Annotated in this window: 10 protein-coding genes and 1 pseudogene; 8 read left to right on the forward strand and 3 right to left on the reverse strand. The window is 68.6% G+C overall.

The genetic code is table 11. From position 1 onward, the window contains the following. From LBC97_10465 to LBC97_10495, 7 genes and pseudogenes are all read left to right on the forward strand, one after another. A partial coding sequence (locus LBC97_10465; protein MDR2566452.1) for a hypothetical protein occupies nt 1–514 on the forward strand: 514 nt, incomplete at its 5' end. Nucleotides 515–849: 335 nt separating this feature from the next. Beyond that, the gene (locus tag LBC97_10470; GenBank protein MDR2566453.1) at nt 850–1,239 is read left to right on the forward strand and encodes an immunity 8 family protein; all 390 of its coding nucleotides are present in this window, start codon (nt 850–852) and stop codon (nt 1,237–1,239) included. A 531-nt stretch (nt 1,240–1,770) separates the two neighbouring features. After that, nucleotides 1,771–2,031: a hypothetical protein gene (locus tag LBC97_10475; protein MDR2566454.1), complete on the forward strand. Its 261-nt coding sequence runs from the start codon at nt 1,771–1,773 to the stop codon at nt 2,029–2,031. Nucleotides 2,032–2,034: 3 nt separating this feature from the next. Next, nucleotides 2,035–2,328, forward strand: coding sequence for a hypothetical protein (locus LBC97_10480; GenBank protein ID MDR2566455.1), 294 nt, complete (start codon nt 2,035–2,037; stop codon nt 2,326–2,328). 1,189 nt (nt 2,329–3,517) lie between these two features. Continuing rightward, nucleotides 3,518–4,045 (forward strand): PIN domain-containing protein, encoded by a 528-nt coding sequence (locus LBC97_10485; protein ID MDR2566456.1) that lies wholly within the window; start codon nt 3,518–3,520, stop codon nt 4,043–4,045. Nucleotides 4,046–4,702: 657 nt separating this feature from the next. Next, nucleotides 4,703–5,824, forward strand: a pseudogene (locus LBC97_10490) (PLP-dependent aspartate aminotransferase family protein). A gap of 135 nt (nt 5,825–5,959) precedes the next feature. Continuing rightward, on the forward strand, nt 5,960–7,144 hold the full coding sequence (locus LBC97_10495; GenBank protein ID MDR2566457.1) for a pyridoxal phosphate-dependent aminotransferase: 1,185 nt from the start codon (nt 5,960–5,962) through the stop codon (nt 7,142–7,144). 20 nt (nt 7,145–7,164) lie between these two features. Here the strand turns inward: LBC97_10495 and LBC97_10500 are convergent, their stop codons facing one another. Beyond that, entirely contained in the window at nt 7,165–8,448 is a 1,284-nt protein-coding gene (locus tag LBC97_10500) for a homoserine O-acetyltransferase (GenBank protein MDR2566458.1), read from the reverse strand. Nucleotides 8,449–8,450: 2 nt separating this feature from the next. Continuing rightward, complete coding sequence (locus LBC97_10505) at nt 8,451–9,836, reverse strand: bifunctional o-acetylhomoserine/o-acetylserine sulfhydrylase (GenBank protein ID MDR2566459.1); 1,386 nt, start codon at nt 9,834–9,836, stop codon at nt 8,451–8,453. A gap of 399 nt (nt 9,837–10,235) precedes the next feature. Between LBC97_10505 and bcp the strand changes: the two genes are divergently transcribed. Then, on the forward strand, nt 10,236–10,715 hold the full coding sequence (gene bcp, locus LBC97_10510) for a thioredoxin-dependent thiol peroxidase (protein ID MDR2566460.1): 480 nt from the start codon (nt 10,236–10,238) through the stop codon (nt 10,713–10,715). Between the two features lie 332 nt (nt 10,716–11,047). On the opposite strand, the gene LBC97_10515 is transcribed toward bcp, so the two are convergent. Continuing rightward, nucleotides 11,048–12,445 carry an IS1380 family transposase gene (locus LBC97_10515; protein ID MDR2566461.1) on the reverse strand — a complete coding sequence of 466 codons (1,398 nt, stop codon included), beginning with the start codon at nt 12,443–12,445 and terminating at the stop codon, nt 11,048–11,050. Nucleotides 12,446–12,460 lie beyond the last annotated feature (15 nt).

A 12,460-nucleotide genomic window follows, 5' to 3' on the forward strand; every position in this document is an offset into this window, starting at 1 on the left:
TGTGTTGACGTTGGACGGGCGCGGCATGGACGCCTCCGGCGGCTGGTGGCCCGTTTCGTGGCGGGACGGGGTGTGTTTGTCCGGGGCGCTGGCGGACGCGGCCGTTGAGGCTTTCGGCGTCGAGACCCTTGATGTCGGGTGGCATGGGGAGAGCCCCGGCGCCGCCGCGCAGTTGGTCATCCCGGTCTGCGGCCGGGCGTGGTTCGACCCGGACGGGTTGGACGCCGCCAGCGTGGCGGCCCACGGCGTACCGGGGGTGGTCTGCCCGGCGTGCGGCGTGAAGCGGTGGAGGCCGTTGGCGTTCAACCCGCCTCCGGGCCTGGCGGGGCGGCTCCCGCCGATGCGCTTGAGGCCCGACTCGTCGTGGGGCCCGATCGTGGCGAGCCCGGAGTGGTTCGGCGACGGCCTGAACTCGTACCGCCAAATCCTGGTGCGCCCCGACCTCGGGGAGTTCCTCAACACCGCCAGCCCAAGAGACTTCCGGATCCAAAGCATCGACAAGGCCGCCGCCTGAACGACCTCAAAGATCCTTTCCGCCCTTGTCGGACTCCGCTTGCCGAGTTGTGGTGAGGCGACGCACGGGCGGGCGCGGCCAAGGGCAAAGATGATGGTGCGCTGGGAAGGGCCGGGACGGCCCGGACGCGGAGAGCGGGAGCGGTTTGGGTTGGCGATGGCGCCCCCGTGTCGATAAACGGCAAAACCTGCGCAAGCGTGGACGGCTTGCGGCAATGGCGTCCGCCCAGTTATGGGCGCGGGATGGGTAAATGGCAGTCGAGCTTTGAACAAAGGCCCGGCCGCGCGGTCGGCCGTTGGCAGGGCAACGGGCGTCTGCATATCATGTGATCCACCATGAGAGCCCAGTTGCGGTCGGTGTTGAGCGCCGACGTGGATATTGATGATTACGTGCCCTCAGATCCTGAGGACGATGCCGTGTGGCTTCAGTTCTTGGTCGGTCCTCGCGGTTCCATAGGTGAGGAATCGTTCCAGGTGTTGGTTTGCACCCCTTTGTGGTTGCGCCGCGAGGTCATGCGCCACGGTCCGCAAATCGGTCTGCACCACCTGATCGTGGAACCTCTTGACCTACTTGCGGCCATTCGGTTCATCCAGGAGCGGATCGAAAGGCTCGACGCGCCCGATTGGCCAGAGCTCGGTGAGAAGATCGGCCGCATCGGGCAGTGGGAGTTCGAGGACTACGCCCCGACCCGTTCGGATGTGTGGAATGACCGAAAGGGAACCTAGTTGGCCGGTATTCAAAGGCCAAACCGGCCAACAGCGGCCACGATGTCGCCAACTCGCCCCAACCACCCTCGCACGGGTCTAGTCCACACGAGCCAAGCTGGGCCGCCGGGCGAGGGCACGGAATTCGCCCAGGGCGAGACCGGATCTGCAACCATCCGCCTCCCCAGCGGGAAGGGGCCTGGGCGCCGATGAGTTCGCCGCCGTGGCCAGCAGGATTAGCCACGCCCCAGGCGTGGCTAAACGACGGCTAAACGGGCGGACGATTGCCGTTGGAGTCAACGAGCAGGGCAACCTGTTGGTCGCCGCCGTAAATAGCGGTTCGGGATTCAGCCGGGGCCAGAGGCGGATAATGGCGGAAATGGGAATTGGCCCGACTCTGGGCTGCGCCGCCGGAGGTTACCTGCGGCACGCCGAGGAGAACTTGCTCGAAGCCATGCCAGATGTGAGGGCCATGGGCGTTTCCCGTGTACCATGCCCGGAGAGACGCGCGCCGGTTTTACAGAATTTGAGGATCCCGTGGGCGACCGCGAAATGAGTTATGACCGTTACCTCGAAGGGCTTTCCGCGCGGGTGCGGGGGCTGACGGACAGGGCCCGTTCTGGTTGGTTCTGGCTGGCGGGCTCCGGGTTGTTGGCAGGGCGGGTCGCGCCGCCGGCTTGGCGGGACGTGTTGGCGGATGCCGGCCGGCGGGGGTTCGACTTCGCGGTCAGCGGGTTGGTCGCCGCTGATTCTGTCGCGGTGCGGGAGCGGTCGCTGGAGCTGGTCTTACCTGATGGCGGCACCCCAGGGTGAACCGTGGCCGCTTCGGCCTGCTCGGACGCTTCCATGGGGGACCACGACCCCGACACCCAAAGCCTATGGGTGTATGAAGCGTTCTTTTCCGTGACGACGTGCGCTTCCGAGTCGTTGTGGGAGGGTGTGGCACAGCCGGGCACGGATGAGGAGGACGACGAGGTTTTCGCGCAGCCTTTGGTGCAGCGGGCGGCGGACTACCTGGACCACGCGGCGGCGGTTCTGGCGTTGAACCCGGAGCCGACCCCGGAGTTGTTGTTGGGTCTGTTGGAGGGGGCGAGCGTGCTCGCGTGCTAACCGCCACGATTTTGAGCCACCCTGCTCCAGGTTATTGGGCCGGGCCGTGTGGCTCGGGCTGGGGATGGGGCCCGCGCATGGTGAGGCGTGGTGGCGTTTTTTGGGCTGGCCGCCCGGCGGCGTGTTGGCGCATCCGCCGGGTGCCCCCGGCGCGTCAGGAGACGTGTTGATGATGAATCTAGGCGGTGGTCTCAACTAGTGCGCGGGGTCGGCCTGGCCACCCGCACGCAGGAGATTATCTTGGCCACCGTCAGTTTACGACGGCGACGGGCAGTCTCTGCGGCAGGGGTGTCTTGGCGACGGTATCGGCGTGGCGCGGGCGGCCAAGTCCGGGAGCATCTGGCTCGGGTACTTCGACGAAGGGGTGCTTTGGAACTACGGCTGGGGCACGCCTGGCGCCTCGATCGCACGCTCAATCTCCGCCAGGTGGTGTTTGGGAACTGCGGCTGGGGCACGCCTGGCGCCAGCAGGGAGACCGGCCAGTACGTGGAGCCGCTTGGGAGCCGAGGGGCGGTTCTCTGGCCGACGTCCGCGTTCGAGAAGTTCTGGGAAGCCGCTGATGTCATTGACGACGTGTACGCCGCGACTCTTCTCGGGGAAGGCCTCTGGGCGACAACCTACGTCGATTTCCCCATTCGCCACCTGTACCGCTGTTCGGAGCGCGCCTTCCCCACAAGCGACGCGGGGCCGAAGGCGATTTGTCACGGACGGCACCCTGGCGGCCACCCTTGGGCAGTACGGCGACCCGTTCACTTTCCGGTTGTGGACCCCGGAAGACGAGCCGGAACGGCCTCCCGTGGTGGTCGGCAGGCTCTCCGTGCCCGGCGTTGACCGGCAGGCCGCGCGCAGAATGATGGGATTCGCCGACGAACTGAACGTATTCGTGGGATCGTCCTGGCTTAGGTTGTGCCTTGGGGACTTGATGGGCTGAGCTCTTTCGGCGGACACGGGGGTGCTTCTCGGTCCCCGCTTTGCCCCAGCGGCGGGTGTGCGCGCGGCGGGAGTCCGTCATGGAGGGGTCTGGCGGGACGGCATCGTCGGCTTTTCGGGCTGGGCCTCCTGGCGACCGGAGCCGCCAGCCGACGGGAGCCCCGGCGCGTAATCCGCCGGTCGACGCGCCGGCGGCGCAGAATCCGCCACTGGGCGGACCTGGCGTAACGGAATCCGCCGTTCGGCGCCGACTGGAGGATTGTGCGCCGCTGAACCCGTCGGCCGGGTCAAGCTGGGCTCGCTGCTGCCTCAGATCGGGGCCGAGGCCGGCGGCCTGGAGACGGAATGCGTGCGGCGCCCAGATCTCAGAGCCGGTGAGCTTCGGGTGATCCTGCTTGACACCGACGTGGCGTCCGAACCACTCAAGACCGGCACCGGCGACCCCAGGGTGATCGCGTGGCTCGACCGTCAATCAATTGAAACCCTCTATCTCTCGACCTTGACGGTGGCCGAGGTCCTCTACGGAATCGCGGTCCTGGCAGTCAGCCGGCGGCGCGATGAGCTCCATCGACGCGTCACGGAAGAAGTCTTCCCGCAGTTCGCTAGCCGCATCCTGGTCTTCGACGTTGCCGCCCCGCGAGCCGCCGCGCGCGCCGCTGGCCGCACCATCCCAGACGCCGACAGCTTCATCGTGGCCCTTGCCATTTCTCGTGGCTTGGCCCTGGCCAGGCGGAACGCTAAGCACTCAGCGGCAATCGGCCTCCAGATCATCAACCCCTGGGACTGAACACCGCAAGCGACGCCGTCCTGTGCCGGACGCGTCGGAGGGGATGCTCTCGGGGCGGGCGGTTACAGGCGCTTCTGGCTGTCCCGCCCGGCGAGGAAGTCCGCAAGCATCAGTTTGAGTTCGCCAGGCGGGTGGCCGAGTTGTCCGATCGGGCATCGCCCGCGATCTGAGCCTACGACCTCAGAGTGGAAGCCGCGTGTAGTGGGTTTGCGACACGTTGCTAGGTCGCCCGTCGGCGCGAGGCGTTCCACGCTGAAAACCGGCACACCCAAGGTGCTGCACACCACCACGGTCACGACTTGTGGGCTGGTCGGCAACGTCTACGCGTCCGCCGACCAGCGGCAAGGCCGTGAAGCCAAAGACCAGGGATGGCGTCAAGGGTCCGCTCCCCGCGCCGCAGACCGGGCGATTGTAAAGATCAGGCCGGGGTCAGACGGGCGCCGCGGGGCGGGGCCGTGTAGGGTTGCCCCGTGACTGAAACGCGGATGTTGGCTGCGAGCGCTCGAATGCGCCGCCGAATGCCCTCCCGCGCGTCGCACCACCAGCAGCAGCAGTAGCAACAGCAACAGCAACAGCAGACAGCCTGCCAAGGTCCTTCGGCCCCGGCGCGGCGCGCGTGCCGATTCCCGTCAACCAGCTTCGCAAAGGACCCTTGACATGCGCCTTTCCACTCGATGTATCCACGGTTTTGGACCCTGTCCGGACGCCACCGGCGCCATTTCGACACCCATCTATCAGACCGCCACGTTCGCCCATCCCGCAGTCGGCCAGTCCACCGGTTTCGACTACACCCGCACCGCCAATCCCACCCGTTCTTCTCTGGAGAGCACCATGGCGTCGCTTGAGTCGGGGGCAGCCGCCTTCTGCTTCGCTTCCGGCATGGCCGCCATCTCAACGATCACGGAGCTTTTCGCCCCCGGCGACCACTTTGTTGTCAGCGCCGACGTTTACGGGGGCACGCACCGCCTGTTCGCCGACGTGTCGGCGAAGAACGGCCTCAGTTTCACCAGGGCGAGCACCGACCGGGAAATCGAAGAGGCGATCACTCCCCGCACAAAGGCGGTGTTCATTGAGACCCCCACCAATCCGATGATGCACGTCGTGGACATCGCGGCGGCGGTTCGGGCCGCCCATGCGGCCGGGGCGTTGCTGATAGTGGACAACACTTTCTTGACCCCGTACTTCCAGCGGCCTCTCGAACTGGGCGCGGACATTGTGGTCCATTCGGCCACCAAGTACCTGGCGGGCCACAATGACACCCTGGCCGGGGTGGTTGTGGTCCGGGATCCGGACCTGGGCGAGCGCGTCCGCACGCTCCGCTGCACCCTGGGGGGCGCCCTGGCCCCGTTCGACTCCTGGCTGGTGCAGCGCGGCATCAAGACCCTGGCGGTCCGGATGGAACGCCAAACCGCCAACGCGGCCGCCTTGGCGACTTGGCTCCAGAGCCATCCCGCCGTCCGCGAGGTCTACTATCCCGGCTTGCCCGGCCATCCGGGCCGCGCCGTCAACGAACGCCAGGCGAGCGGCCACGGCGCCATGATCTCCTTCCGGGTGGCGGACCAGGCCGCCGCGCATCAAGTCCTCGCGGCGGTCAAGATCATCCAGTTCGCGGAGTCCCTGGGCGGCACCGAGTCGCTGATCACTTACCCGCTGACCCAGACCCACGCCGAGGTCCCGGAGGCGCAGCGCCGCGAGCTGGGCCTGGATGAGACGCTGCTCCGCCTTTCGGTTGGCCTGGAAGACGTCCGCGACCTGGTCGCGGATTTGGAGCAGGCTCTCAACGGGGCAACGGCCGCGACCGCCGCCACGCCGAACGCCGCCGGGCGCGGCGGCCCACCACCGTTGGCGGATGAGCCCCGTGCTACTTTGTCGGGGCAGCCCGCTCTGGCGCAGACCGGGATCTAGGAGGCAAAGTTGGCGGACGGCACGGCGCAGGGGTCGCGTTTTGACCAGGTGGTGGATCGAAGCGGCACCGGCGCGCTCATGTTGGCGCGGGAGCGTTACAGCGTGCCCGCGGACGCGACGCCGCTGTGGGTGGCGGACATGGCGTTCCGCGCGCCGGAGGCGGTGACGCAGGCGTTGGCGGAACGCGTGCGGCACGGCATCTTCGGTTATTCGCTGCCGACGGACGCGTATTACGAGGCGCTCGCGGGCTGGTTCGCGCGTCGGCACGGCTGGGAGGTCGACCCGCGCGCCGCCGTGTTGACGAGGGGGGTGGTGCACGCCCTCTACCTGGCGTTGGAGGCGCTGACGCCGCCAGACGCGGGCGTGATCATCCAGCCGCCGGTGTACGCGCCCTTCTTTGAGGTCGTCAAGGCGACGGGCCGCCGCTTGTTGGAGAACCCGCTGGTGGAGAGCGCGGGCCGCTACGAGGTCGACTTCGACCAGTTTGAGGCGCTGGCGCGGGACGCCTCGGCGTTCATCTTGTGCTCGCCGCACAATCCGGTGGGGCGGGTGTGGACCCGCGCCGAACTCGCGCGCCTGGCGGACATTTGCCTGCGCCACGACGTTTGGATCATCTCCGACGAGGTCCACCAGGACTTCGTCTATCCCGGCCACAAGCATGTGGTGACTGCCACGCTGGACCCGGCGGTCGCCGCCCGCACGGTCACCACCACGGCCCCGTCTAAGACGTTCAATTTGGCGGGGTTGCAGTTGGCGAACGTTTTTGTGCCCGATGCCGTCGCCAGAGCCCGCCTCCAAGCCGCCTATGCCGCGCAAGGGCTCAGCCAGCACCCCGGCCTGGGGCTGTTGGCCTGCCAGGCCGCCTACGGGGGCGGGGCCGACGCCTGGGTCGACGAGTTGGTGGCCTACCTGGACGGCGCTATGGCGCTGATCGAGTCCCGCGTGGCCGAAGGCGGTCTGCGGGGCGTGCGTTTCGCCCGCCCCGAGGGCACCTACCTGGCGTGGCTGGACTTCCGCGCCCTGGGGTTGGAGCCGGCCGCCCTGCGGCGCTTGGTGCTGAACGAGGCGCGGCTCTGGCTCTCGGACGGGCCGGGCTTCGGCGCGGAGGGGAGGGGCTTTCAGCGGCTGAACGCCGCCGCCCCGCACGCGGTGATCGAAACCGCGCTGGACCGCCTGGCCGCCGCTGTCAACTAACTAACTGCCACGGCCGCGCGTCAGGCGCGGAGGAACTCGCCCACCACCGGCCCCAACTGGGCGAACTCGATCAGGAAGCCGTCGTGGCCGTAGTCGGAGTGGACCAGGTGCACGTCGCCCGCGCCGGGGATCAGCGCGGCCAGTTCGGCGGATTCGCGCGGCAGATACAGCCGGTCCGAGTCGACCGCTACCACCAGGGTCCGCGCCTTGATCGACCCGAGCGCGGCCGCCACCCCGCCGCGGTCGCGGCCCACGTCGTGGGCGCAGAGGGCGTCGGTCAACACGATGTAGGAGTTGGCGTCGAACCGCAGCGCCAACTTGGCCGCGTGATGCTCCAAGTAGGAGGCGACCGCGTAGCGGCCCCCGCCCCCCAACGGCTCCTCGCCCGCCTGGGCGTCGCCGCCGAAGCGGCCCTCCAACTCGACCGCCGAACGGTAAGTGGTGTGGGCGATCTGCCGGGCTATCCCCAAACCCACATGAGGTCCGGCGCCGTCGGGCTGGTCGTAGTAGTCGCCGCCCAGGAAGTTCGGGTCGTTGCGGATCGCGGACAGTTGGGCGTGGGCCCACGCGATTTGGTCCGCGGTGGACTTGGCGGTGGTGGCGACGGGCGCGATCCGCGCCACCCGGTCGGGCGCCATGATGGCCCATTCCAGGACCCGCATGCCGCCCATGGATCCGCCAATGACCAGGGCGAACTGGGAGATGCCGAGGAAATCGGCGAGGGCCAGCTCGACCCGGACCTGGTCGCGGACGGTGATGTACGGAAAGCGGGGGCCGTGGCGGGGCGGGCTCACGGCGCCGGGCAAGGCGGAAAACGTTGGCGAACCGGCGCGGACGGCATCGGGCAAAACTGGCGACCCATGCAAAACCGGCGCCCCGTGCGAACCGACAGGGGCTGCCAAGGAGGCGGGGCCGGTGGTGCCCTGGCAACCGCCGAGGACGTTCGGCGCCAAAACGAAGTACTTGTCGGTGTCCACGGGGGCACCGGGCCCAATCAGGTCGGTCCACCAGCCGGCTGTGGGGTGTCCGGGCCCGGCGGGTCCGCGAATGTGCGAGTCGCCGGTCAGGGCGTGGAGGACTAGGACGGCGTTGTCGCCGGCGGGGTTGAGGCTTCCCCACGTCTCGTAGGCGACGGTCACGTCGATCAGGCCGCCGCGTTCCGGGCGGAACGGCCCAATCCGGTGGAACTGCCGGTGGCCTGGCGGATCCCCCTCCAACCAGGCGCCCGTGGCGGGCACCAGCTGGCCCGGCTCGGGGGCGCGGCCCTCGAAACCCGGTTCGGCGCTGGCGCCCGCCACGGTCATGGTCACGGCGTGGCGGGGGCGGTCGGTCCGGCGGCGACTTGGCGGGCGGCGGCGAAGCCCAATTCCAAGTCGGCCAGGATGTCGTCGATTCCCTCCAGGCCGACGGCCAGGCGAACCAAGCCGGGGGTGACGGCGGAGAGGGCTTGCTCCTCGGGGGTGAGCTGCGAATGCGTGGTCGAGGCGGGGTGGATGACCAGCGAGCGCACGTCGCCAATGTTGGCCACGTTGGAGTGGAGCTTGAGGGCTGAGACGAAGGCCTGCCCGGCTTCCGTCCCGCCCGCGATCTCGAAGGCCAACACGGCGCCCGGTCCGCGCGGCGCGTACTTCTGGGCGAGCGCGCGGTAGGGGCTCGACTCAAGTCCGGAGTAGTGGACCTTCAACACGTCGCTCCGGGCCTGAAGCCATTCGGCCACCTTTTGGGCGTTGGCGACATGGCGCTCAATGCGGAGCGACAGGGTCTCAATGCCCTGGGCCAGCAGGAAGGCGTTGAACGGGGCGATCGCGGGGCCAATGTCGCGGAGCAGCTGCGCCCTGACCTTGAGGATGTAGGAGAGGTTCACGCCGAACACGCCGTTCGGGCCGAAGGCCTCGCCGAAGACCAGGCCGTTGTAGGCCGGGTCGGGCGTGGTGAAGCCGGGGTATTTGCCGGCGGCGGCGTAGTCGAAGCGGCCCGCGTCCACAATGGCGCCGCCAATCGAGTTGCCGTGCCCGCCCAGGTACTTTGTGGCGGAGTGGATGACCACGTCCGCGCCCCAGTCGATCGGCTTGATCAGGTACGGGGTGGCGACGGTGTTGTCGACCAGCAGCGGCAGGCCCGCATCATGGGCCACCTTGGCGACCCCCTCGATGTCCAACACGTCGGTCTTCGGGTTCGGGATGGTCTCCCCGAACAGCAGCTTCGTGTTGGGGCGGATGGCGCGGCGCCATTCGTCCAGGTCGGTCGGGTCGTCCACAAAGGTGACCGTGATGCCGAATCTGGGCAACGTGTTGTTGAACAGCGAATACGTGCCGCCGTAGAGGGACGCGGCGGAGACGATGTGATCCCCGGTGCCCGCAATGTTGAGGATCGCCAGCGTGGTGGCGCTGGCGCCCGAGGCGGTCAACAGCCCGCCCGCGCCGCCTTCCAGCGCGGCGATCCGGTTCTCCACGACTTCCTGCGTGGGGTTGGTCAGGCGGGTGTAGATGGGGCCGAGCTCCTGCAGCGCGAAACGCGCGGCGGCGGTCTTGGCGGACGGGAACACGTAGGACGTGGTTTGGAAGATCGGCAGGGCGCGGGCGCCGGTGCCCGGGTCGGGCTGCTGCCCGGCGTGGATTTGTTTGGTTTCGAAGGACCATTCCTGGCTCATTGGGTTTTTCTCCTGATCTTGGCTGGTCTCGGCTGAGACCAAGGTGCGTGGTTGTTTGAGACTGGGGCATTTTCTTGGGACCGCGCACGGCCGGGGGAATGCGGGCGCACCACAGCTGTCGTCAATGTTTCAGCGGGTGGCCACGCGGCGCCTAGTCAAGAGAACCAAGTCAGGGCAGGTCGAACGTGCGCTGGTGCTTCAGCGACACATTCGACGGGTTTGCATGCGGGCCACAATAGGCGGCCCGCCAACCTTTGGAAAGCCCTTCTCACATAGTGAGACGCCGTCCGTTCGTTGGAGCGGCCCCAGTGTGGACAAAGCCCCGGTCCCGTGCAGGGCCGGGACGTTCCGTAGGACAATGGCAAGACGTTGGCCCGCCCATGCCCGGCCAACCGCGGCAGCCCACTTCGCCGCAGCCCCTGAAGGAAGGAAAACCACACAATGGCAGAGTTGAAACCCGGCGACAAAGCCCCCGATTTCTCCCTTGAGACCGACGAAGGCAAACAATTGACCTTGTCGGATTTGAAGGGGCGCAAGGTCATCCTGTACGTCTACCCGGCCGCGTTCACCCCCGGCTGCTCCCTTGAGGCGCAGGACTTCCGCGACGGGGCCAAGTTCTTTGAGCAGGCCGGATACCAGGTGATCGGCCTGTCCCCGGACACGGCGGAGAAGAACGCGACGTTCGCGCAGAAGCTGAAGCTGCCCTTCAAGCTGCTCTCGGATCCGGACCACAAGGTCTTGGACGCCTATGGCGCCTGGGGTGAAAAGGAGGCCTTCGGCCGCACGACCGTCGGCGTGATCCGTTCCACCTTTGTGATCGGCGCGGACGGCCTGATCGAATTGGTCGAGTACCGCGTCAGGGCCGCCGGGCACGTGGAGCGCCTGGCCCAGGCGTTGGGGGTTGACCTGGAAGGGTTCTAGCCCCGGCGCCGCGGTTTCCCCGCGCACGGTTTCACCCCGCGCACGATGCCGCGCGCCGGCCCCGCCTTCCCCTCGCGGAACGGTGGTCCGGCTTTGCTTTCCCGCGCACGATGCCGCGCGCCGGCCCCGCCTTCGCCCGCCAGGTTGGGCGGTCGCCTAAGCCTCGATCCGCCGATTTGGGGTCGTGTGGCGTGTCGGATCGGCGCCTGGGGTTGGCGGGGGGCGCGTGGCGCGGCGCGGGCGGCTGGTGGCGCGATCGTGCCGCTGGCCTGCGCCAGCTTTTCCACTTGTGGTCTCCACGGGTAGCAGGGGCGGGGGGTTCGTTCGGCGGGTCAGGCGAGCAAGGCCGGGGCCGGGCGCAGCGCGGCGATCCGCGCGGACATCTCGGTCCAGGCTTCGCGCCAGGGCCACCCGCGGGGCAGGTGGAGCGAGAACCGCCGACCGGAGCGGGCGAGGCGGCCCGGGACGTGGACGAGTTCGCGGCGGATGGTCGGAGTGGTGGCTTTGCCGAGTTTCGGGTCGCCGGTCAGGGTCGCGGCCGCGCGGAGCAGGTTGTGCGCGATGGTGGCCAGGACCAGCCAGGCGGCGTTCGCGGTGAACACCCCGGAGGGCATGTGCGCCATCGCGGAGGCTTTAAGGTCCGAGTTGACCTGCTCGATGACGGCGTGGTCCCGGTGGATCTCGTCGACCCGGACGGCGGTCGCCTCCGCTGCGTCCAGGGTGGTGAACACCGGGTGGTGGCGCCATAGCTGGAACAGCTCGTCTTGGCCTTCCTTCGCCTTCGGGTTGAGCTCTTTGACGCGGCGGACCACCAGGCGCCCTTCGATGTGGTTCGCTTTGCGCTGGGCCTCGAACGCTGTGAACGGAACCTCGGCGACCTCCGCGTCGGAGATCCACCGCTGCTGGTCGGCGTCCCAGACCGCGTTGGTGTACTTGATCTTGACCCACGCGTCGTCGGGGATGGCCGCGATGGCTCGTTTGACGGGCTTGGCCATCTTGGCGGTCACGGACACATCCGCGCCGGCTTTGAGCGCCGCGGAGATCGCGGGGCGCCCGAAGAACGCCGAGTCGGCGCGCATCAGGACCGGCCTGCCGGCCAGGTGGGTGCGCGAGACGGTCTTCAAAGCGTCCTGGATCAGGCGGGCCGCGCCCCTGGGGGAGGACACCGACCCCTTGCGGAGCCTCGCGCCGATGACCGCCGGGCGGAACCCGTCGCCTGCGACGGTCGCGAGGAACATGTTCAGGCCCTTCACGCCGCTGTACCCGCGGCCCGCGCCCTGCTTGCGATAACCGTGGACCTCGACCACCGAGTCGTCGATGTCCGCCATCACCCGCCCGGACCCGCCGGCCTGGCCGAGCAGGCCGGACGCCTCCGCGAGCCGGGGGACCAGCCTGGCGGCGACCGCGTCCAGCTGGCGGACGTGCCCGAATTTGAACTTCCGGAGGAACTGGCCGAGCGTGGACGGCGCGTACGCGAACCCGGCCACCTCGCTCATCGCTCCGGCCCGCACCACGTCCAGGTCGTCTATCGAGTCCGCGCCCATGGCCATCCCCGCGACGACGGCCATCACCTTCGCTCCCGGGCGTGCCCCTTTGTCCGTCGGGACCTTGACGTGGCGCTCCGCGAGGCCGGCGAGGCCGGCCTCGCGGGCCAGGCTCATCACCGGGAGGACCCCGGCGGCGGGCAGCAGGTTCGCATCGTCGAACCGCGCGTCGTGGACGCGGGCCAGGGCGGAAGTGTGAGA

Source organism: Bifidobacteriaceae bacterium (assembly GCA_031281585.1).
Taxonomy (GTDB): Bacteria; Actinomycetota; Actinomycetes; order Actinomycetales; family WQXJ01; genus JAIRTF01.

Bases quoted from the DNA above. Each gene is read 5' to 3' on its own strand.
- LBC97_10475 (MDR2566454.1), top strand. From the start codon at position 1,771: ATGAGTTATGACCGTTACCTCGAAGGGCTTTCCGCGCGGGTGCGGGGG.
- LBC97_10470 (MDR2566453.1), top strand. From the start codon at position 850: ATGAGAGCCCAGTTGCGGTCGGTGTTGAGCGCCGACGTGGATATTGAT.
- bcp (MDR2566460.1), top strand. From the start codon at position 10,236: ATGGCAGAGTTGAAACCCGGCGACAAAGCCCCCGATTTCTCCCTTGAG.
- LBC97_10500 (MDR2566458.1), bottom strand. From the start codon at position 8,448: ATGACCGTGGCGGGCGCCAGCGCCGAACCGGGTTTCGAGGGCCGCGCC.